Source organism: Streptococcus gallinaceus (genome assembly GCF_040545695.1).
Lineage (GTDB): Bacteria > Bacillota > Bacilli > Lactobacillales > Streptococcaceae > Streptococcus > Streptococcus gallinaceus.
The window spans coordinates 306,403-326,780 of record NZ_JBEPMK010000002.1 but is presented as its reverse complement, the minus strand read 5'-3'; the positions used below and the strand labels follow the sequence as shown (position 1 = coordinate 326,780).

Here is a 20,378-nt window from a genome sequence, read left to right as displayed (position 1 = left end):
GACGAAGTTCCGAGGTTCTTATTTTTTTGTAATTTTAACAGTCAATTGTGCGGTGGTGGGTTAAAAAGGTCCGGGAGATATTTTTAATCTGGAAATGACACTTGCAAGGCAAGTGTCAACAACATCAATTTCTACGAAATCACGATTGAGTCCCACTCTCTTTTAGTCTATTATCTTGTTCGTAATTGTTTGAGAAGATTTTGTGCTGTTTCTAGGTTCATGTGTTTTTCTTGACTCAGTAATTGGGCTAGGAACTCAATTTCCTCCTCGTTGGCACCTGCTAGAAGAGCCAGAGATTTCGCATGGAGTTTCATATGTCCTTGCTGGATTCCAGATGTCACTAGGGCTCGGAGAGCTGCAAAATTTTGGCATAGTCCAGTTGCAACAATAAGGGAAGCCAGCTGACGGGCATCAGGGTGACCCAAGAGTTCGAAAGCAATTTGGACTTTAGGATTGAGGCCAATTGAACCACCTACAGTTGCAATGGGCATGGGAAGTGTCAGACTTCCGACCAATTCATCTTCTTCAATAGTCCAAGTGGAAAGACCACGATACTGACCATCATGGCTGGCGTAGGCATGTGCACCAGCTTCTACAGCCCGCCAATCATTGCCAGTAGCAAGTACTAGTGCATCTATTCCATTGAAAATTCCTTTGTTGTGCGTTGCAGCACGGTAGGTGTCCACTTGGGCCAGTTGACTTGCAAGAGATAGTTTTTCAGCTGTACCTTTGGCGGTTTCAGGGTTCGTGTGGAGGCTACTAATCTTGATACGGCAACTAGCTGTTACAAGAGAATCCGTAGCGTAATTAGAAAGGATAGCCATGAGACTTTTTCCAGCGGTTACTTCTTCCAGATACACCTTGATTCCCTCCAGCATGGTGTTGAGAATATTGGCACCCATGGCTTCTTGGACATCCACGTGTAGGTAAAGGATAAGAAAGTCTTCTTTTATCGCTAGGGAAATGGCTCTAGCCCCGCCCCCGCGTTTGACGATAGAAGGATGAGCTTGATTAGCCAAGGCGAGAATGGTTTGTTCTTGCTCCTTCAAAAGAGCGCTAGCTTTTTCCATATCTTCAATCGCGTACAGTGCCACCTGACCAATCATGAGGCGTTGGTGGACTTGTGTCTGAAAGCCGCCAGATTTTGCGATGATTTTGGCTCCGAAAGAACAAGCAGCGACAACGGAGGGTTCCTCGGTCACCATAGGCAGGCTGTATTCTTGACCGTTTAGGACAAATTCAGGCACAACAGAAAAGGGGAGAGCAAATGTCCCTAGATGATTTTCGGCCATCTTCCCTGCAATGTTTTCTGGTAGATTGAGGTCTTCATCTAATGTTTGTTTTTGCTGGGCTGACAAGCCTTTTTTTTCTGCTAAAATGGCAATCCGCTCAGCGCGTGTTTTTTTGTAAAATCCTGAAAAGTCTGACATAGAGTTCCTTTCAAACTAAAAAACTCCAGCATCGCAGCTGGAGGCAGTGATTTATCCTTTGCGATAAATGCGTTTGTGGTCTTCGATTTTGTGAAGTGCAAATGGTGCAGTATCCGTAAGTTCAGCAGCATTTCCTTGGTCATCCACTTGGAGTTCTTCGAAGAAGATAGACTCGTATTGATCAACGGTCAGACGCGTCCGTGCTTCTAATTTTTCTAGACGTTGACTATCTAACTGATCGCGGAAGCCTTCAACCAAGCGGCCGCTGAAAATTTCACAAACCGCTCCCGAACCATAGCTATAAAAGAGTACTTGGTCGTCTGCTTGGATAGCTTGACTATTTTCTAGGAGAGAGAGCAAGGATAAGAAGATAGAGCCTGTGTAGATGTTTCCGACGATTTGGTTGTAGACGATTGCTTCGTGGAAGCGTTCTGTGAGACGCTCCAAATCTGAACCTTGAGCGATAGCTTGGAGGCCTTTAAGACCTTGTTTTGAGAACGGGATGTGGAGGCACATGGCTGCAAAATCAGCGAGGCTCTTGCCTGTTTTTTCTTGGTAACGTGCAAAAGTGGTTGTCAAGCAGTCAGTGTATTGCTCTGTTGAATATTTACCGTCCACACGAGGGTATTTGTCGTAGTTTGGACGCCAGAAGTCCATAATGTCGCGTGTTTGGCAGATATTGTCATTGTTGAGGACCATGATGCGAGGGTCAGCAGAGACTAGCATGGCAATGGCGCCAGCACCTTGCGTGGACTCGCCACCAGAGGCAATCCCGTATTTGGCGATGTCGCTAGCAATCACCAAGACTTTTGAAGTTGGAAATTGTGCAACATGACTCTTAGCCAAACTCAGACCAGCAGTCGCTCCGTAGCAGGCTTCTTTGATTTCAATCGAACGGACAAAGGGTTGAATTCCCAATAGACCGTGGATGGAAACCGCTGCAGCCTTACTTTGGTCGACGCTGGACTCAGTACCTACGATGACCATATCGATAGCTTGTTTGTCTTGGTCGGTCAAAATAGCTTGCGCTGCTTGAGCACCAAGGGTGACAATGTCTTGACTGACTGGAGCAACAGCCATCTGGCTTTGCAAGAGTCCAATTTTGAATTTATTTGGGTCAATATTGCGGGCAGCTGCCAAGTCTGCTAAGTCTAAGACGTAGCTAGGAGCAACAAAACCAATTTTATCAATACCAATGTTCATGTTTTATCCTTTTGCATTTGAAATAATGAGGGAAATTCCTTGCCCACCACCGATACAGAGGGAGCAGAGCCCCATTTTTTCTTGGCGTTTTTCTAATTCGTGAATGAGACTAACCAAAATCCGCGCACCACTGGCACCGATTGGATGACCGAGCGCAATCGCACCGCCATTTACATTGACTTTTTCTGGTGCAATATCGAGTTGGTCTGCCACGGGAATAGCCTGAGCAGCAAATGCTTCATTGAGCTCGAAAAGATCAATGTCTGAGACAGAAAGTCCAGCCTTGTCCAGTGCTTTTTGACTTGCAGGAATAGGACCCAATCCCATGAGGTCTGGGGATACACCTGCCGTAGCATAGCTTTCGATATAAGCCAAAGGCTCGATAGCTAGTTCTTGAGCCTTTTCCTGAGACATGAGGACCAGCACTGCACAGCCATCGTTGATACCAGAGGCGTTTCCTGCTGTGACCGTACCGTCTTTCTTGAAGGCGGGTCGGAGTTGGCTTAGCTGCTCGAGAGAGGTCGCGCGTGGGTATTCATCTGTGTCAAACAGTACTTCCTTGCGGCCTAGTTTGACAGTTAGGGGGGCAATTTCATTTGTAAATCGTCCAGCTGCAATGGCCTGCGCAGCCTTTTCTTGACTGGCTAGGGCAAAGGCATCTTGTTCCTGGCGTGAAATGCCGTGCAGGCTAGCAACATTTTCAGCTGTGATGCCCATATGTTGACCTGAAAAGGCATCTGTCAAGCCGTCCAGAAGCAGGCTGTCTTCTAATGATAGATGACCAAGTTTGCTACCAAATCGTGCTTGTTTGTTGAGATAGGGAGCTTGGCTCATGATTTCAATCCCACCTGCGACGACGACATCTGCGTCACCGAGCAAGATAGATTGGGCGGCCAAGACAACTGCTTGTAGTCCAGAGCCACAAACTTTATTGACAGTATAGGAAGGAACCTCTTCTGGAATGTCTGCTGTAATGGCAATTTGTCGGGCAATATTTTGTCCGTGACCAGCAGCCAAGACATTTCCGAAGATAACCTCGTCAACAGCAGTGGTTGGAATTTGTTTCTGATTGAGCGCAAAACGGGTCACATCTGCACCGAGTTTTGCAATGTTCACATCTGTGAGACTGCCACCAAATTTGCCGATAGCAGAGCGGTAAGCAGAGACAATAGCGACTTTATTCATGGTATCTCCTGTCTTTGGACACATCATGTGTCTTAATCAGCTTTTCCATTATACCATGTTTGGCTAAAAAAGTTTGGAAAGATTATCCGTCTTGAGGCTGATTTTGGCAAGGAAAAAATATGAAAACGCAACCATCTTGCTATAAGTCTAGCTATTTTTGCTAATTTTGTGTAAAATAGAAAAGTAAAAGAGGATAACCTCAAAATAAAAAGGAGAATCCAATAGAATGGTAAAATTGGTTTTTGCTCGCCACGGTGAGTCAGAATGGAACAAAGCTAACCTTTTCACAGGTTGGGCTGACGTTGATTTGTCAGAAAAAGGTACACAACAAGCAATCGACGCTGGTAAATTGATCAAAGAAGCTGGTATCGAGTTTGACCTTGCTTACACTTCAGTCTTGAAACGTGCTATCAAAACGACTAACCTTGCTCTTGAAGCAGCTGACCAACTTTGGGTACCAGTTGAAAAATCATGGCGCTTGAACGAACGTCACTACGGTGGTTTGACAGGTAAAAACAAAGCAGAAGCAGCTGAGCAATTCGGTGATGAGCAAGTTCACATCTGGCGTCGTTCATACGACACATTGCCACCAAATATGGCACGTGATGATGAGCACTCAGCACACACAGACCGTCGTTACGCTCACCTTGATGATTCAGTTATTCCAGATGCTGAAAACTTGAAAGTGACTTTGGAACGCGCTCTTCCATTCTGGGAAGACAAAATCGCTCCAGCACTTAAAGATGGTAAAAATGTTTTCGTTGGTGCACACGGTAACTCAATCCGTGCCCTTGTAAAACACATCAAACAATTGTCAGACGACGAAATCATGGATGTTGAAATTCCTAACTTCCCACCACTTGTATTTGAATTGGATGAAAAATTGAACATCGTTTCAGAATACTACCTTGGTAAATAATCAGAAGAGAGCAAATTAGCTCTCTTTTTTATGCATTTATGCGAAAAATGCTACAATGAATCATATTAACTCGTAGTTAGGAGAACAGATGATTCAGTCAATGTGGTTAAATTTTGCAACCAAATCAGTTGTAGATACGGGGAAGTTTTTTAAAGAACTTGGTTTTGAAGTGCCTTATCCTCAGGGAGAAAGTGGTTCAATCGTGGATATTCGTCTAGGGAAAAATGGGCAGATTGTCTATTTCGACGAAAACGTTTTTGCCCAAATAGCACCATTTTCAGTGTCGAAGGATGAAGTCTTGGTCAGTATGGATGCAGAGAGCTCGGAGGAAGTAGAGGATTTTCTTGCCAAAGTAGCTGCAGCTGGTGGGCGTATCAGTGCTCCAGCAGGGGACCGAGGAGGAATCTTTGGTGGCGCTTTTGAAGATTTAGACGGCCACTATTTTACGATTATCGTGATGCCAGGCTAACAAATACTATGTCGGCGATGCAATAAAAATCAGAAGAGGTGTGCCTATGCTTTCTCAGCAATTGGTGGCCACAAAGATCGGTCAGATCTATACAGAATTTCGTAAGGGGAAAAACTGTATCGTATTTTTAAGTGGTGTTGGAGATTTTTCTACCAGCGATAATTTTCAACAAGTTTTGAAAAAGATGCCAGAAGATTGGGGTTATTTGACAGTGGATTATCCTTGTTCTGGGAAAAGCCCGGTGCAAGATCAGTCAGAATTTGGTGTAGGAGACTACATTGAGGCTGTCCGTTCACTTCTTCAGCAATTTCAAATAGAAGATTTTATCATGTGTGCGCATAGTATTTCAGGAGTGATTGTACTGAATTTAGCCAACAAAGCTGGTAATCCCTACAAAGGCGCTGTTTTACTAGAACCAACAACGAGTGCAATCCTCTTTGGAGGCTTAGCGGAGCATCTCTATCCTGAGTTTGTAGCTCTTGAACAAGAAATTTCAGAAAAATACGGTAGCACGTTCAACTATTTGAAGGAGATGAGTCAGTCTTATTTTAATGAACACGATTATCAACTTTTGTGGCAACATGCGAGTGATAGTGCTTGTCGAAACGAAGTAGCGAGGTTATCAGGAATTCAAGAGTTACCACAAATTTCTCCTAGAGATTTTGAAAGTCAAATTTCAGAGAAACAGCCAGTTGTCATCTTTGCACAGGCTTTTCGACAGGATGAATACAACCGTTCAGAATATAAAAATCATCATCCATTGAGCCAAGTCATGCTAGGTGGTTCTACTCATTATCTGCAGTGGTCAGAGTCTGAAAAAATCGTAGAAGCATTGGGTGATTTGTTGGATAGGGCGTTGTGATTTTAAAAATTCGGTGCCATTCCCCTTCTCCATCTCAAAGCTATAGACGGTGGTCTACGGCTTTTTCTTTTTGAAAATTCAGTTGTTATCTAATCGGTAAAGATTTTTTAGAAAAGTGTTGACACTTAGATGCTTAACTGGTAAAATATAATCCGATTTTTATTAACCAGTTAATTTTTAGTCAGGAGAGTTTATGAAGAAAAAACAATTATTGTATAGCGGTTTGATACTGGCGGCACTTGCCTCTGGTTCAGCGCTAGCCTATCAATTGGGGGTGAGTAATGGCAAAAGCAGTACCAAACCATCTGTTCAATATGTGAAGAATTCATCAAAAGATGCGGACAAGAGTGAAACAATGGCATCGGATGCATCGAAAAAAGATGCAAAAGAAGAGGGAATTGCTGCAGAACAAATCGTTGTCAAAATAACCGATGAAGGCTATGTAACTTCTCACGGGGATCATTTCCACTATTACTCTGGGAAAGTTCCTTATGATGCCATTATCAGCGAAGAACTGCTCATGAAAGATCCGAACTATGTTTTGGACCAAAGCCATGTTGTTAGTTCCATTAAAAATGGTTACGTGATCAAGGTTGATGGCAAGTACTATGTCTACTTGGAGCCTAACAAACCACATGACCAAGTAAGAAGTAAGGAGCAGATTGCGCAACAACGCAAAGGAAATTATGGTCACCAAGCGGGCGCAAATCAAACAAATACAGAACGAGTAAAAAATGGCGGTAGCTACAAGACGGATGATGGCTATGTCTTTCATCCGAGCGATGTGATGGATGATTTGGGAGATGCTTATATCGTTCGTCACGGTGACCATATGCATTACGTGCCGAAGTCAGATTTGTCTGAGAGCGAAAGAGTGGCTACGAAGCAGTTTTGGACTCAACATAAACCTGCTCTTACAGCGGTTGCACCTGCAAGACATTCGCAAGGAAGCAGCGCAACGGTTACGCCTGTGGACAAGGTGCAGGCGGTACCATCTGCACCAGCCGTTCCTAATGCTGACGAGAGCCTGGCTGCGAAACGTGCCTATATGGCGAAGATGTACAATTTGCCTCTTTCAGTAATTCAAATTGCGGGAGACTATTTCACTTATCCACACGGCAATCATCGCCATGCGATGTTGATTTCAAAAGTAGTTGTGGGACAATTTCCGACAGCAGAAAGTGTCGCAGCGGATTTGAATCATGGTCATGAACCAATGGTTAAGCCAGCAGAGCCTGCTACACCAGTTCAGCCGAGTCAACCATCCACACCAACTCCAGCACCAAGTCAGTCAAAAGAAGAACCGACAGAGACAAAACCAGTTTTAGACAAGGAATTGAAAGCTAAAATCGACTATATCTCTCAACTGTATGGCGTTGATCCGGCAACAGTTCAAGTACAAGGTGATAGCTTGATTTGGCCACATGAAAATCATTCACATAGCATTAAGATTGCAGATGTGGTCATTCCTAAAATGAGTGATGACCCAGAAGCGGACTTTGAAGCTGAGTTGAATACCCTTGCGAAGAGCATGCATGTTGATTCATCTAGCATCATCATTGCGGATGGTACGATGACGATTTCCCACGTGGATCACACTCATACTTACAATATCAAGAGCCCAGGCTGGCGTGATTACATTAAGAACAAGGTACCAATTCCAAGCGGTGCTTATATCCCTGGAACCTTGGACCGAAAAGTAGTAAATGATAAGGTCACTTCTTTGATTCAATTGGCAGAAGAAGTGTATAAAGACAAGCCAAAACAAGTCCGTCGGATCAAATCAGCCTTGAATAGCTTCCAACAAGATTTGGTTTGGGCGACAAACTCAACAGCTGGTTACTTGAAGATTCTCTCAGACTTTGAGAATAAATACATCCAAGCAAGTACTGCACCAACTCCGTCAGAACAACCAATCGCAACACCTTCAGACAAGGAAGTAACCTGGAAAGAATTGGACTTCTTGTCTAATAAGATTTCGGCAGCGTTGACAAAAGATCATCCTGAATTTACGCAAGCAAACTTTAAACTGCGTGATTTGAATGTGACGATTTCATTCCGCCAAGGAGATAAGGCGGCCTTGAAAGCCAAACTCTTGCAGTTTGCGGCTGATTACCACTTGCCGATTGATGCCGAAGCACCAAAACCAGGTACAGCAACTACTCCATCAGACAAGCCTGCAACCTGGCCAGAAGTAGATGCTCTATCTAAGGCTGTTTCAGCGGTTCTGACCAAAGAACATCCACAATTTAGCGATGCAAAACGCAAGTTGCACTCCCTCTCTACAACCATTGCTTACCGTCAAGGGAAGCCGGCAGCTTTGGAAGAACAGTTGAACCAATTTATGGCAACATACAATCTCAAAGTGGCCTCAGCTTCTGCAGACAGCAAACCAGCAGAAAATGCTGAAACAACAAAACCAAATGGCAGACAGCTTGCGAACTTGAAACAATACTTAACGGCTAACCAATTCGATAAACGATTGACAGCTGAAGTGCGTAAAGCCGTCCAAGTAGTTCTTTGGAACGGGGCAAGTAGTGTACAAGAACTTGAAAACCTCAAGCAACAAGTAAAAGATTGCTTCCGCCAATACGAAGAAAAACAAAGTCAGTTATCAGCTCGCATTGCAGATTCATTGGCGAAGTCACAAGACTTGCTCTCAGTGGTAGGAGATGCTGAACGTAAGGCAGCTTTCCAAGCAACTTTGGATGATTTTAAGGCACAATTGCAAGCATCAGATACAGATAAGACAGCTCTTTATGCAAAAGCAAAAGAATTGCAAGCACAATTAGAGCAAGAAAAAGCAATTGCAGAGGCACCAGTTGTTCCAGCAGAGGCAAGCCAATCAGCCCCTTCAGTAAATGAAGACAGTGCTGCGCTTGCTCATCAAGCCGAAGTGAAAAAACAGATTCAGGAAATTGTTGACTTTATCAACCAAAACAAAGATAAGATAGAAACAAAACCTGCTAGTCTGAAACAAGATTTGTTGAATCAATTTGTAGCTTTCCAAGCTCAGTTAGCAAATGGTTCAGCGAATGTGGATGAATTGTTAGGGCAATTCCAAGCGCTAAAAGCACAAATTGAACCACATATCAAGGCCAATACAGGTTATCGTTTTAATCCTAGTGACTGGTCAGGTATGTATTAAGCTAGATTGATAGCTTCTGTTAAACTATTTCTTTACAAAAAATGCAGTCTCCAATTAGGAGGCTGCGCTTTTGTGTCAATTATCCATTAGCTAATCAGTAATGAGAGAAGCCAGATAAGCAAAAAGTGAGCTGGTTAAAAGCTGTAGTTAAACCATTTGGACTGTTTTCCGCGTTGACCATTGTAAAAGAGGAGGGCGAGAAAGGCGAAAATAGAAGACAACTCTTTCAAAAAGATCAGGTAGCCCAATGTTTGACGGAGAAGAGCTGGGAATTTTCCTTTGTGACCAAAGTAGAAAATCAACCCTAACCCGATACCATAAAAGCCGAAGTTTACAGAGAAGACCTCTGACAAGGCGATACCGCTCACAGAAAGCAGAAGGACAATCGGGATAGACCGGTAGCGAAATTTATCAATGGCCCAATCAATGCCCATGAGGATGACAAAGAACAGGACAAATGTTGTGAAAATATTTTGATGTGCCCACTCCACTTGTCCATAAGTGGCAAGGTCAAAAGGCAACTTGGAAATTAGTGCGGATAGGATCAAAAAGCCCAGCATCTTCAGCCGATTGCGCGTATGGAAGAAACTCTCTACTATCAAAAAAACAAAAAATGGGAAAGGCGATAGTTCCTAGAAAAGTACACACATCGCTGATAAAGGCAAGTAGGGGATGATAGGAGCGATTGAGCAGTAGCAAGAGAAAGCCCTTGTTAAAGTGGTCGAGGAACATCGATACGTAGGCAATGTATTTTAAATGAGCAGCGTTAAGACTGATTTTTTGCATTGTCTGTTTTCCTTTTATCAATAAAATTTTTTAATATGTTATCAAACTGTTTAAATGCTTGTCAATCAATTGGCTTAGAGAGCTCTCGTATCATACAGTTTTTACAGTTAGATTGCCCCTTTGGTGCCTGATGTCGGCGGAATTTATGGTATAATAGGGACAACAAACGCAGTAAAGGAGATACAAATGGCAAGTATTAAAATGCTTCACGCTTGTTTGCGTGTAGAAAATTTAGAGGCATCAATGAAGTTTTATGCGGACTGTTTTGGCTTTGTCGAAACACGCCGCAAGGAATATCCTGAGCACAAGTTTAGTTTGGTTTACATGGCTTTGCCGGGCGATGAATTTGAGATTGAATTGACCTACAACTACGACCACGGTCCCTATGTAGTAGGAGATGGATTCTCACACTTGGCCCTTTCTTCAGATGATTTAGAAGGAGATAATGAAAAGCACAAGGCTTTGGGCTACAAGACGACCGACCTTTCTGGCTTGCCAGGTAACCCAGGTCACTACTATTTTGTAACAGACCCAGATGGTTATCGTGTAGAAGTTATTCGCGCAGATTAATAGACAAACGGCAAGAGAATCCCCTTGCCGTTTCTTACAAAATTGTTATGTTCCCCTAGTTGACAGGGGTAAGGGATTCAATTACTATGGAAGGAAAGATTAGAAACGGGTGAAATGATGAAAAAATGGTGGTGGTTGTTGCTTATAAATATCGTGCTAGTTATTGCTGTAGGGTTGGGCTCTGTCTCTGCTTATAAATCTTATATTGAGCGTACATTGGCTCATACGATTGAGCAAAAAAAGGAACAGCTGGCGCCAACTACTGCCTATGACCTGCAAGAAGGCAATAGCGGTAGCAGCAAAGTCATCGCTTATTTTCCAAAAGGAAAAGATGGCAAGCGCATCAGCACTCTGGAGAGTAAGATGTATGCTTCCATTGACAAGCGAGTTGGACGCAAAGCTGCTAAAAAGCGCGTGAGTCAACTCTATCTCTTGTGGACTAAAGAAGAACAAACTAATGTTCCAAAAGTTAGAAAAGAACGATTGCACTCCGTTTCTTATCGGATTAAGGGCAACAAGCTTGAGCAAGAAAAGCAGGAAGAAGAAGGAGCCGTCTTATTGACAGAGGACAATCAGCCCTTCAACTTTACGAATTTATTTAAAGATGCTAGTCATGTCGGCGATGCCTATGCCAAGCAGTTGGAAGATGAATTGACAAAGGCTGGAAAGTCTGATGAAGAGAAAAAAGCCGCTCTTGCAACTTTGAAGCAGATTGACTTGGCTAGTGTTGAATTCAAATATGAAAATAGCCAACTGACGCTTCTTTTACCAACTTCATTAGCAGGTATTAGCCAGCTCAGCTTGCCAGTTTCGCGCTTTTATGACGTTATCAATGTAGACTATCTGGTTGATGCTGATAAGAAAGCTTACGAGGCTTACAAAGCGGAGCAAGAGGCTAAAAAGAACCAAAATCGGATTGCTTTGACTTTCGATGATGGTCCGAATGCGACAACTACTCCGCAAGTACTGGACTTGCTGAAAAAGTATAATGTAAAGGCTACTTTCTTTGTATTAGGAAAAAATGTAGCGGGCAATGAAGCCATTCTGCAACGGATGCATGCAGAAGGTCACGAAATTGCTAACCACAGCTGGAGTCATCCACAGTTGACAGCCCTCTCTGCGGACCAAATCAAGCAAGAAATTGACCAGACACAGGCCGCTATAAAGGCAGTTATTGGCAAGGCGCCCACAGCCTACCGTCCGCCTTATGGTGCGGTCAATCAAGCAGTTCAAGCGGTGACACATTTGCCAGCTATCTACTGGACGGTGGATACTCTGGACTGGAAGAGCAAAAATCCAGCTGCTATTTTAGGGGAAGTAAAAGCTCATACTCAGCCAGGAAGCATCATTTTAATGCATGATATCCACCCAACAACTGTAGCTTCATTGGACAATGTCTTGGCCTATCTGACAAGTTGTGGCTACAGCTTTACGACTGTTGACGACCTTATCGGTCCAAATGTAAATCCACAATATGTTTACTATAGCCAGTCATCTTCTGGTCCTGCACGATAAAAAAAGAGCCCTTGGCTCTTTTTATTTTGTGATAGAAAGAATATAATCCTTGAGCCCTGGGGCCTTTTCAAGATTAAATTTACGGGAGAATAAGTGTCCCAACTCCCGTCCTTTTTCCAACTGTGCAATGTCCTTTTCGCTGTCTGTCCACTCGTAAGGACGACCGTCCCACCAGTTGATATAACGAAGATTGCCTTGAAACTCGTCTGGTACTTCCTCTACAGGATCGTAGTGGTAAATCTTGTCGAGCAGGTTAGCACGTTTTAGCACCATGGCAAAGAAGTATTCGTCTGAGCAGAAGGTGAAGCGGAAATGTTTGCGGATAAAGGCTTCATTTTCAAGTACGGTCAGAAGAACCTCGTGATTGAAGGATTTCCATTCAGAAAATCCTTCGAAGCCCATTTCAGCGCGTTTTCCATGTAGGCGGTCCACTTTGAGCGCAGTCTGGAGCTTGTTTTCAGCGATTTGATAAACGCGCAAGACCTTGCGGGCAATTGGAGACAGATTGCGTGGATTAATCCGACGCGAGAGATGGTAATGCTCGACTAATTTATGAAGTTTTAACTCCTCGGCTTCTTCTTGATTGTAGCGCGTGATAAAGATCTTGTCTTCTTTATCTTTGAAAAAATCGTGGATAACATCTTGAGATTGGAGAGGCAAGTCAGCACCAGAAATCAAGTGATACATGGCGTACGGTCCCTTTTCTGCAACGGCTTTATAGAGAATCAGCTCGCATTCTACCAATGAGAAATGTCCCCAGTAAACCGCAATCCGAGGCGTGAAGTAGACCTTGGAGTACTTAGCAGCAGAGACCAGCCGCTCCTTGTCAGCCTCTGTCAATGTACTGCGTTTATCAATGTGGATGAAAATATCATTTCTAGGATCATCTACTAATGAAATTTGGAAAGCAAGTTGCTCGTATTTATCATAAGCGATGACAAGATAAGCATGTTTGTTCATAGATTATTCCTTAACATTTACTGGTATAGAAGTCCTTACCATTCTAAACTAAATGTTCCCGTTTTACAAGCTAGGAGGAAAAGTTTATAATAAACAGACAAGTAACCAATGAAAGAGAAAATTATGTCTGAAAATATAGAAGCGAAACAGTCTCATGGGAAAGCGACCATGGTACGAGGAATGGCTTGGTTAACGGCAGGTAGTTTTATCAGTCGTTTGCTGGGTGTGGTCTATATCATCATCTGGTATCGTTGGATGGGGGAGCACAAGGCAGAAGCTAATGCTCTCTTCAATATGGGCTATCAAGTCTATGGAAACTTCTTACTCTTATCAACGGTTGGCTTACCGACGGCAGTAGCCAAGCAGATTGCCAAGTATAACATTCAGGGTCGAGAAGATGTTTCCTATTATTTGGTGAGAGAATTCTTCAAACTCATGTTGATTTTTGGTGCTATTTGTGCTGGAATTATGTACCTTTCATCCCCTTTACTAGCGCAAATGTCGGGGGCAAAAGAAGAGTTGACACCAGTTATGTATAGCTTGGTGCCCCCCTTGTTTATCTTCCCGACCATGAGTATCATGCGTGGATTTTTCCAAGGACACCACAATATGAAACCCTATGCCATCAGTCAGATTATCGAGCAGATTGTCCGCGTTATCTGGATTTTGGTAGCGACCTTCATCATTATGAAGCTAGGTTCTGGTGATTACCGAGAAGCAGTTGTGCAGTCAACTTTTGCGGCCTTTATCGGAATGATTGCGAGCGTAGGAACCTTAGGTTATACCATGCACAAGCAAGGCTTCATTAAGAAAATTTTTCGACCAAAACCTGCGTCCATTACGATTGACCTGAAAAGCCTGATCATCGAAACGGTTAAGGAAGCCATTCCGCTGATTATCTTAGGATGTGCTTTCCAGATTTTCCAATTGATTGACCAGATGACATTTGTTAACTTTATGGCCTTGATTACCGACCAAAGTAAGAAGAGCTTGCTCGTATTGTACTCTTATATGACGGCCAATCCAAGCAAGATTACCATGTTGATTATAGGGGTGACAGGTTCATTAGGAAGTGTGGCTATTCCGCTGATTACAGAACGATTTGTTCAAGGAGATAAAAAGGGAACGGGGCAACTCATCGAAGACAATCTTCAAATGCTCTTTATTTTCATGATTCCAGCTATCACTGGAACTGTCCTTCTAGCCCGTCCACTCTACAGTATTTTCTACGGTGTCGCTTCTGACATTGAGATTTACCTCTTTATTGCAAATCTGCTCTTGATTTTTGTGCAAGGCTTGTATGCGATTTTTGGTGTTGTCATTCCAGCCATTTTCCAAAATCGGGCAGCCATCCAGTATTTCTTCATCGGTTTCTTGGTCAAATGTGTTCTCCAATTACCAGCACTCTATCTTTTCCATGCTTACGGCTCACTCGTGGCCTCAGCAATAGGTCTAACGGTGACTGTTTATCTCTTTTACAAGCGGATTAAGCAGGTGGTTCCTGTTGACGAACATCATGTGAAGATAGACATCCGCATCATTAGCGCTATTAGTCTTGTGATGGGAATTGTTGTCTGGCTGGTTGAATGGGCTTTGAATGGCCTGCTTCCGCTGACAGGTCAATTGACGAGTGCAGTGCATGTGGCTGTCAGTGGGTCGGTCGGAGTAGCAGTCTTTGTTTTACTGACCTTGAAGACACGTCAATTGGATAAATTGATTGGTTCACGTGCGGACAGACTTCGTCGTAAATTGAAAATTTCCTAAAAGAAAACCATAAGGTTTTCTTTTTTGGGAGATTTTGTGGTAAAATAGTCTAGATAAATACAGAGGAGTAAGATGATGAAACCCAAATATGAACGTATTCTAATCAAATTGTCAGGAGAGGCTTTGGCTGGTGAACGTGGTGTCGGAATTGACCTACCAACCGTTCAAGCAATGGCAAAAGAAATTGCGGAAGTCCATAGCTCAGGTGTCCAAATCGCTTTGGTAATCGGTGGCGGAAACCTCTGGCGCGGCGAACCTGCGGCAGCAGCTGGCATGGATCGTGTGCAAGCAGACTACACTGGTATGCTTGGTACAGTGATGAATGCGCTCGTGATGGCAGATAGCCTTCAACAATACGGAGTGGATACGCGTGTGCAAACGGCTATTCCAATGCAGAATGTTGCGGAGCCTTACATTCGTGGACGTGCTCTTCGTCACTTGGAAAAAGGACGTATTGTCGTATTTGGTGCAGGTATCGGTTCACCTTATTTTTCAACAGATACAACAGCAGCTCTTCGTGCAGCTGAAATCGAAGCAGATGCTATTCTCATGGCTAAAAATGGCGTTGATGGTGTCTACAATGCAGACCCTCGTAAGGATGCCAATGCTGTCAAATTCGACGAATTGACACACGTTGAAGTCATCAAACGTGGCTTGAAAATCATGGATGCAACAGCATCTACCTTGTCAATGGATAACGATATCGACCTCGTTGTCTTCAATATGAACGAACCAGGAAATATCAAACGAGTTGTCTTCGGTGAACAAATCGGTACAACCGTTTCAAATAAAACAGAACACAAATAAGAAAAGGAATCTTTATGTCGAAAGAAATCGTAACAAAAGCACAAGAACGTATGGCTCAATCACACCAAAGTTTGGCTCGTGAATTTGGTCAAATCCGTGCAGGTCGTGCCAATGCTAGCTTGCTTGACCGCATCACTGTGGAGTATTATGGAGCAGAAACACCGCTCAATCAATTAGCAGGGATTACAGTTCCTGAAGCGCGTGTCCTCTTGATTACCCCATTTGATAAGTCAATCTTGAAAGAAATCGAACGTGCCTTGAACGCATCAGACCTTGGCTTAACACCACAATCTGACGGTACAGTCATTCGCTTGGTTATCCCAGCTTTGACAGAAGAAACACGTAAGAGCTTGGCAAAAGACGTGAAAAAAGTCGGAGAAAACTCAAAAGTTGCCATCCGCAATATCCGTCGCGATGCTATGGATGATGCCAAAAAGGCTGAAAAAGCAAAAGAAATCACTGAAGATGAGTTGAAAACTCTTGAAAAGGACATCCAAAAAGCAACGGATGACGCCATCAAGATAATTGACAATATGACAGCTGAGAAAGAAAAAGAACTCCTGTCTGTATAAGAAAAGGCCTGAGTCAGTTTGAGCTGGCTCTCTTTTTAACATTAAAGGAAAAATATATGAACCATTTATTAGCAACCTTCATCGTCGGTCTTGTGACGGATGAAAATGACCAATTTTATTTTATTCAAAAAGAAGGCTTCACCTTTGCCTTGGCAAAAGAAGAAGGGCAGCACAAGCTAGGCGAGTCTGTTAAAGGCTTTACTTACTTGGATATGAAGCAAAAACCACGTTTGACGACCAAAGATGTGACGGCAACCCAAGAAACCTTTGGTTGGGGAACAGTGACGGATGTCCGTAAAGACTTGGGTGTGTTCTTGGATACTGGATTGCCGGACAAGGAAGTCGTTGTGTCTCTCGACATTCTCCCAGAAATAAAGGAATTATGGCCTAAAAAAGGCGACCAACTCTATGTTCGTTACAGCGTAGATAAGAAAGATCGTATTTGGGCGCTTCCAGCATTTCAAGAAGAATTCCAAAAGATGGCGGGACCTGCCTATGACAATATGCAAAACCAAAATGTTAAAGCCATCGTTTTCCGTCTGAAAATGAACGGCACCTTTGTCTATCTGCCAGACAACAATATGCTAGGCTTCATTCATCCAAATGAACGCTATGCAGAACCGCGTTTGGGACAGGTGCTAGATGCGCGTGTCATTGGCTACCGTGCCGTAGACCGTACCCTCAATCTCTCTCTCAAACCGCGCTCTTTTGAGATGCTGGAAAATGATGCACAGATGATTTTGACCTACTTGGAAAGCAATGGCGGCTTTATGACCTTGAACGATAAGTCTTCTCCAGCAGACATCAAGGCAACCTTTGGCTTGTCAAAAGGTCAATTTAAAAAAGCCCTTGGTGGGCTGATGAAGGCTAAGAAAATTAAGCAAGACCAGTTTGGGACAGAGCTCATCTAGCCGTCTCGACCAATCATGTATTTTCCAATATAGTTGAAAAATTCACGGGATACAGGGAAAAGCCCGTAGTGGAGTTGGCTGGCGTATTGTTTCCACTCGGGATGTTGTCGAGCATAGTCGATTGGACATTCGCGTACGATTGGTAGGTAGTCCATATCCTTTCGGAATGGATGAAAGGATTCGTTCATGTTTACTTGGTAGACGGTATCGTCTGTCAGTTGTCCCAGTGCGGTAAAGGCTTGATAGGCTTCTTTGGTTTGCATGGACAGCTTAGGGCTGTAGTAAATCAAGTAATCGCCCTTTTTCATCCTGCTGAGTGACGCCTTTTTCCCATGACCTACTTGGGAAAATCCGTCTTTGACAGCTAGGTCCACGTGTTCTTTTGAAACAACTCCAATCCAATAATTTATAAACATTCCTTTGCTAGATTTTTATAGTATAGGAGTGTTTCATCAAAAATGCAATCAATTGCTAGAAATGAAGGTGTGTATGCTCGTTTATATTGCAGGAAGCGGAGCCATGGGTTGTCGCTTTGGTTACCAATTGTCTAAAACCAACCATCGTGTGATTTTGCTGGATAACTGGGAAGATCATATCGCAGCTATTTCTGAAAATGGTCTTCAGGTGACGGGAGATGTTGAGGACTGTGTCCGTTTGCCGATTATGAAGCCAACTGAGGCGACAGAGATTGCGGATCTGATTATCCTCTTGCCTAAGGCTGACCAACTCCCTAAAATGTTGCAGGATATTCGGGGAATTATCGGTGAAAATACCAAGGTTCTTAGCCTCTTGAACGGACTGGGACATGCCACCACCATGCGTCGTTATCTGGCGCAGGAAAATATCATGGTCGGTGTGACCATTTGGTTAGCTGGTTTGAAAGGACCAGGACAGGCCTTTTTACAAGGAACCGGCAGCCTTTCTGTCCAAAATATGGTGGGAGATGGGGATGCTGTTGCACCGATTATTGAGATGTTTAACGAAGCGGGGCTGAATGCCTCTTATGACGACAATGTTATTGAAGCCATCTGGCGCAAGGCCTGCGTCAATGGTGTGATGAATCCAACCTGTGCAGTTTTGGATTGTACCATTGGAGAGTTGTTTGGGACAGAAGCAGGTCTCAATCTGGTCCAGCATATCTATGATGAATTTATAGCCGTTGCCCAGTCTGAGGCAGAAGGGATTGACAAGCAAGCAATTTGGGTTTATATCATGGAGACTTCGAAAAAAGCTTCTAGCCACTATCCGTCTATGCACCAAGATTTGATTCAGCACAAGCGGCGCACGGAGATTGATTACCTGAATGGGGCTGTGGTCTTCAAAGGAAAACGGGCAGGCATTCCGACGCCTTATTGCCAAATGATAACCGATATGATTCACGCCAAAGAGGCCATGCTCGGTCTGCGTTAGATTAGAAAGGACACTATGCGCAAATCATTTTATAGCTGGCTCATGACCCAGCGTAATCCCAAGTCCAATGAGCCTCTGGCCATCTTAGCAGACCATGCTTTTGAGGATACCACCTTCCCCAAGCATACAGACGACTTCGATACAGTCAGCCGCTATCTGGAAGACCAAGCCAGTTTTGTCTTTAACTTAGGCCACTTTGACCAGATCTGGGAAGAGTATTTGGGGCATTGAGATGGATATTTCATTTAAAACGGAATCTGTACGTTTCAATCTTCGTGTAGCAGCAGTGAATCACCAACAAGAAAGGTTGCTGGTGATTCGGGAAGAGAATGCTCCCTATGCCTACTTGCCAGGAGGTCGTGTGCACATGGGTGAGGATGCAGAAGCCGCTATTTTACGAGAAATAAAGGAAGAAATGGGGGAACAAGCCAAGATTGTTCGACCTCTTTGGTTGTCCCAAAATTTCTTTCGAGAAGAAGTCAGCGAGGAAGATTTCCATGAATTGTGCTTGTATTTCCTTGTAGATGTACCTAATATCCGAAAATCTGACTTTACTGTTGTGGAAAAGGGACGCGAGAACCACTTTTTCTGGCTGGATTTTGACCAATTACAAGAGGAAAGAGTCTATCCACAATTTATAAAAAAAGAAATAAAGCAATTACCAAGGGAATTGACCCTGAGAATAGCTCGAGACTGATAAGAAATCCCCACACTTGGGGATTTTCTGCTATAATGAAGCTAGAAACAAAAAAGGAAGAAATGAATAGTGCAAGATTTTTCGGTTGAGATTGCCTTGAGTCATCCAGATGATGTGCTGGCTCTGTTTGGGAGTAATGAGCGTCATCTGCGTTTAGTAGAGGAAAATTTAGGAGTTGTCATCCATGCGCGGACAGAACGGGTGCAGATTTTAGGGGATGATGAGGAGGCAGTCGAGCTAGCTCGCATCACGCTACAAGCTCTTTTGGTTCTTGTTGGTCGTGGGATGTTGGTCAATACTTCAGATGTTGTGACAGCTCTCTCCATGGCTCAGGCGGGGACTATTGATAAGTTTGTAGCCCTCTATGAAGAAGAAATCATCAAGGACAACTATGGTAAGCCCATTCGGGTCAAGACCTTGGGTCAAAAGGTCTATGTCGATAGCGTCAAAAAGCACGACGTGGTCTTTGGGATTGGTCCTGCGGGAACGGGGAAAACATTTTTAGCTGTGACCTTGGCAGTGACGGCTTTAAAACGAGGACAGGTCAAGCGCATTGTCCTGACGCGACCAGCTGTTGAGGCAGGTGAGAGTTTGGGCTTCCTACCGGGGGATTTGAAAGAAAAAGTGGATCCTTACTTGCGTCCGGTTTATGGTGCCCTGTATCAGATTTTGGGCAAGGAGCAGACGACGCGGCTCATGGAGCGTGAAATCATTGAGATTGCGCCCCTGGCTTACATGCGTGGGCGTACCTTGGACGATGCCTTTGTCATTCTGGATGAAGCGCAAAATACGACTATCATGCAGATGAAAATGTTTTTGACGCGGCTTGGTTTCAATTCGAAAATGATTGTCAACGGGGATACGAGTCAGATTGACCTACCACGCAATGTAAAATCAGGTTTGATTGATGCTCAGGAAAAATTACAAGCCATTCAGCAGATTGATTTTGTGCATTTTTCAGCTAAGGATGTGGTCCGGCACCCAGTGGTGGCTGAGATTATCAATGCTTATGAGCAGCCAGTTAGCGTAGCTGACCCCGAAGCTGTGACAGCAGAGAAATAAATCTTGTCATTAGGGATGGGATTTGATATAATAGATTTCGTTCGGTTAATACGAACTACAATTTGTATTTTAATTCATAGAATTAAATGGGCCTAGGATAAATTTCTA

General features: G+C 43.7%; 21 protein-coding genes. 14 read left to right on the top strand and 7 right to left on the bottom strand.

Translation table 11 applies throughout. The features are described from left to right. Positions 1 to 170 precede the first annotated feature (170 nt). The 3 genes from ABID27_RS03860 to ABID27_RS03850 are packed head-to-tail and all read right to left on the bottom strand — an operon-like array spanning position 171 to position 3,818. A complete protein-coding gene (locus tag ABID27_RS03860) occupies positions 171 to 1,430 on the bottom strand; it encodes a hydroxymethylglutaryl-CoA reductase, degradative (RefSeq protein ID WP_354280375.1) in 1,260 nt (419 codons plus the stop codon). A 51-nt stretch (positions 1,431 to 1,481) separates the two neighbouring features. Next, positions 1,482 to 2,633 (bottom strand): hydroxymethylglutaryl-CoA synthase, encoded by a 1,152-nt coding sequence (locus tag ABID27_RS03855; protein ID WP_354280373.1) that lies wholly within the window; start codon positions 2,631 to 2,633, stop codon positions 1,482 to 1,484. Positions 2,634 to 2,636: 3 nt separating this feature from the next. Further along, a complete protein-coding gene (locus tag ABID27_RS03850) occupies positions 2,637 to 3,818 on the bottom strand; it encodes a thiolase family protein (protein WP_354280371.1) in 1,182 nt (393 codons plus the stop codon). Between the two features lie 226 nt (positions 3,819 to 4,044). Here ABID27_RS03850 and ABID27_RS03845 point away from each other — a divergent pair, with 226 nt between their 5' ends. The 4 genes from ABID27_RS03845 to ABID27_RS03830 all read left to right on the top strand — a co-directional run bounded on the left by ABID27_RS03845 (position 4,045) and on the right by ABID27_RS03830 (position 9,216). Next, positions 4,045 to 4,737: a phosphoglycerate mutase gene (locus ABID27_RS03845; RefSeq protein WP_253363480.1), complete on the top strand. Its 693-nt coding sequence runs from the start codon at positions 4,045 to 4,047 to the stop codon at positions 4,735 to 4,737. 88 nt (positions 4,738 to 4,825) lie between these two features. Continuing rightward, positions 4,826 to 5,206, top strand: a complete 381-nt coding sequence (locus tag ABID27_RS03840) for a VOC family protein (protein WP_253363482.1) — start codon at positions 4,826 to 4,828, stop codon at positions 5,204 to 5,206. 46 nt (positions 5,207 to 5,252) lie between these two features. Then, the gene (locus ABID27_RS03835; RefSeq protein WP_253363484.1) at positions 5,253 to 6,068 is read left to right on the top strand and encodes an alpha/beta fold hydrolase; all 816 of its coding nucleotides are present in this window, start codon (positions 5,253 to 5,255) and stop codon (positions 6,066 to 6,068) included. A 193-nt stretch (positions 6,069 to 6,261) separates the two neighbouring features. After that, positions 6,262 to 9,216, top strand: coding sequence for a pneumococcal-type histidine triad protein (locus ABID27_RS03830; RefSeq protein ID WP_354280369.1), 2,955 nt, complete (start codon positions 6,262 to 6,264; stop codon positions 9,214 to 9,216). Between the two features lie 134 nt (positions 9,217 to 9,350). Here the strand turns inward: ABID27_RS03830 and ABID27_RS03825 are convergent, their stop codons facing one another. Both ABID27_RS03825 and ABID27_RS03820 read right to left on the bottom strand, forming a co-directional pair. Next, positions 9,351 to 9,776: a TraX family protein gene (locus ABID27_RS03825; protein WP_354280367.1), complete on the bottom strand. Its 426-nt coding sequence runs from the start codon at positions 9,774 to 9,776 to the stop codon at positions 9,351 to 9,353. Continuing rightward, positions 9,727 to 10,002 (bottom strand): TraX family protein, encoded by a 276-nt coding sequence (locus tag ABID27_RS03820; protein WP_354280365.1) that lies wholly within the window; start codon positions 10,000 to 10,002, stop codon positions 9,727 to 9,729. Before ABID27_RS03820 ends, ABID27_RS03825 begins: the two co-directional genes overlap by 50 nt. Before the next feature lie 186 nt (positions 10,003 to 10,188). Between ABID27_RS03820 and gloA the strand changes: the two genes are divergently transcribed. Both gloA and ABID27_RS03810 read left to right on the top strand, forming a co-directional pair. Next, entirely contained in the window at positions 10,189 to 10,572 is a 384-nt protein-coding gene (gene gloA / locus ABID27_RS03815; protein WP_354280363.1) for a lactoylglutathione lyase, read from the top strand. A gap of 117 nt (positions 10,573 to 10,689) precedes the next feature. After that, the gene (locus ABID27_RS03810) at positions 10,690 to 12,087 is read left to right on the top strand and encodes a polysaccharide deacetylase family protein (RefSeq protein WP_354280361.1); all 1,398 of its coding nucleotides are present in this window, start codon (positions 10,690 to 10,692) and stop codon (positions 12,085 to 12,087) included. A 21-nt stretch (positions 12,088 to 12,108) separates the two neighbouring features. Here the strand turns inward: ABID27_RS03810 and ABID27_RS03805 are convergent, their stop codons facing one another. After that, the gene (locus ABID27_RS03805; RefSeq protein ID WP_354280359.1) at positions 12,109 to 13,047 is read right to left on the bottom strand and encodes a beta-1,6-N-acetylglucosaminyltransferase; all 939 of its coding nucleotides are present in this window, start codon (positions 13,045 to 13,047) and stop codon (positions 12,109 to 12,111) included. Between the two features lie 123 nt (positions 13,048 to 13,170). Between ABID27_RS03805 and ABID27_RS03800 the strand changes: the two genes are divergently transcribed. The 4 genes from ABID27_RS03800 (at position 13,171) to cvfB (ending at position 17,101) form a co-directional block, all read left to right on the top strand. Beyond that, positions 13,171 to 14,811: a putative polysaccharide biosynthesis protein gene (locus tag ABID27_RS03800; RefSeq protein ID WP_354280357.1), complete on the top strand. Its 1,641-nt coding sequence runs from the start codon at positions 13,171 to 13,173 to the stop codon at positions 14,809 to 14,811. Positions 14,812 to 14,886: 75 nt separating this feature from the next. Further along, entirely contained in the window at positions 14,887 to 15,618 is a 732-nt protein-coding gene (gene pyrH, locus ABID27_RS03795) for a UMP kinase (protein WP_253364045.1), read from the top strand. Between the two features lie 14 nt (positions 15,619 to 15,632). Continuing rightward, positions 15,633 to 16,190 (top strand): ribosome recycling factor, encoded by a 558-nt coding sequence (gene frr / locus ABID27_RS03790; RefSeq protein ID WP_354280355.1) that lies wholly within the window; start codon positions 15,633 to 15,635, stop codon positions 16,188 to 16,190. Positions 16,191 to 16,246: 56 nt separating this feature from the next. After that, a complete protein-coding gene (gene cvfB / locus ABID27_RS03785; RefSeq protein ID WP_354280353.1) occupies positions 16,247 to 17,101 on the top strand; it encodes an RNA-binding virulence regulatory protein CvfB in 855 nt (284 codons plus the stop codon). Here cvfB and ABID27_RS03780 read toward each other — a convergent pair. Continuing rightward, positions 17,098 to 17,517: an EVE domain-containing protein gene (locus tag ABID27_RS03780; protein WP_354280351.1), complete on the bottom strand. Its 420-nt coding sequence runs from the start codon at positions 17,515 to 17,517 to the stop codon at positions 17,098 to 17,100. The genes cvfB and ABID27_RS03780 overlap by 4 nt on opposite strands. 73 nt (positions 17,518 to 17,590) lie before the next feature. Between ABID27_RS03780 and ABID27_RS03775 the strand changes: the two genes are divergently transcribed. The 4 genes from ABID27_RS03775 (at position 17,591) to ABID27_RS03760 (ending at position 20,270) form a co-directional block, all read left to right on the top strand. Next, the gene (locus tag ABID27_RS03775) at positions 17,591 to 18,511 is read left to right on the top strand and encodes a 2-dehydropantoate 2-reductase (RefSeq protein ID WP_354280349.1); all 921 of its coding nucleotides are present in this window, start codon (positions 17,591 to 17,593) and stop codon (positions 18,509 to 18,511) included. Positions 18,512 to 18,526: 15 nt separating this feature from the next. Beyond that, entirely contained in the window at positions 18,527 to 18,742 is a 216-nt protein-coding gene (locus ABID27_RS03770; protein ID WP_253363515.1) for a YozE family protein, read from the top strand. Position 18,743: 1 nt separating this feature from the next. Next, positions 18,744 to 19,208, top strand: a complete 465-nt coding sequence (locus ABID27_RS03765; RefSeq protein WP_354280347.1) for an NUDIX hydrolase — start codon at positions 18,744 to 18,746, stop codon at positions 19,206 to 19,208. Between the two features lie 69 nt (positions 19,209 to 19,277). Further along, positions 19,278 to 20,270: a PhoH family protein gene (locus tag ABID27_RS03760; protein WP_354280345.1), complete on the top strand. Its 993-nt coding sequence runs from the start codon at positions 19,278 to 19,280 to the stop codon at positions 20,268 to 20,270. Positions 20,271 to 20,378 lie beyond the last annotated feature (108 nt).

Coding starts and splice junctions, on each gene's coding strand:
- ABID27_RS03860 (WP_354280375.1), bottom strand. CDS start 1,430: ATGTCAGACTTTTCAGGATTTTACAAAAAAACACGCGCTGAGCGGATT.
- ABID27_RS03855 (WP_354280373.1), bottom strand. CDS start 2,633: ATGAACATTGGTATTGATAAAATTGGTTTTGTTGCTCCTAGCTACGTC.
- ABID27_RS03850 (WP_354280371.1), bottom strand. CDS start 3,818: ATGAATAAAGTCGCTATTGTCTCTGCTTACCGCTCTGCTATCGGCAAA.
- ABID27_RS03845 (WP_253363480.1), top strand. CDS start 4,045: ATGGTAAAATTGGTTTTTGCTCGCCACGGTGAGTCAGAATGGAACAAA.
- ABID27_RS03840 (WP_253363482.1), top strand. CDS start 4,826: ATGATTCAGTCAATGTGGTTAAATTTTGCAACCAAATCAGTTGTAGAT.
- ABID27_RS03835 (WP_253363484.1), top strand. CDS start 5,253: ATGCTTTCTCAGCAATTGGTGGCCACAAAGATCGGTCAGATCTATACA.
- ABID27_RS03830 (WP_354280369.1), top strand. CDS start 6,262: ATGAAGAAAAAACAATTATTGTATAGCGGTTTGATACTGGCGGCACTT.
- ABID27_RS03825 (WP_354280367.1), bottom strand. CDS start 9,776: ATGCTGGGCTTTTTGATCCTATCCGCACTAATTTCCAAGTTGCCTTTT.
- ABID27_RS03820 (WP_354280365.1), bottom strand. CDS start 10,002: ATGCAAAAAATCAGTCTTAACGCTGCTCATTTAAAATACATTGCCTAC.
- gloA (WP_354280363.1), top strand. CDS start 10,189: ATGGCAAGTATTAAAATGCTTCACGCTTGTTTGCGTGTAGAAAATTTA.
- ABID27_RS03810 (WP_354280361.1), top strand. CDS start 10,690: ATGAAAAAATGGTGGTGGTTGTTGCTTATAAATATCGTGCTAGTTATT.
- ABID27_RS03805 (WP_354280359.1), bottom strand. CDS start 13,047: ATGAACAAACATGCTTATCTTGTCATCGCTTATGATAAATACGAGCAA.
- ABID27_RS03800 (WP_354280357.1), top strand. CDS start 13,171: ATGTCTGAAAATATAGAAGCGAAACAGTCTCATGGGAAAGCGACCATG.
- pyrH (WP_253364045.1), top strand. CDS start 14,887: ATGAAACCCAAATATGAACGTATTCTAATCAAATTGTCAGGAGAGGCT.
- frr (WP_354280355.1), top strand. CDS start 15,633: ATGTCGAAAGAAATCGTAACAAAAGCACAAGAACGTATGGCTCAATCA.
- cvfB (WP_354280353.1), top strand. CDS start 16,247: ATGAACCATTTATTAGCAACCTTCATCGTCGGTCTTGTGACGGATGAA.
- ABID27_RS03780 (WP_354280351.1), bottom strand. CDS start 17,517: ATGTTTATAAATTATTGGATTGGAGTTGTTTCAAAAGAACACGTGGAC.
- ABID27_RS03775 (WP_354280349.1), top strand. CDS start 17,591: ATGCTCGTTTATATTGCAGGAAGCGGAGCCATGGGTTGTCGCTTTGGT.
- ABID27_RS03770 (WP_253363515.1), top strand. CDS start 18,527: ATGCGCAAATCATTTTATAGCTGGCTCATGACCCAGCGTAATCCCAAG.
- ABID27_RS03765 (WP_354280347.1), top strand. CDS start 18,744: ATGGATATTTCATTTAAAACGGAATCTGTACGTTTCAATCTTCGTGTA.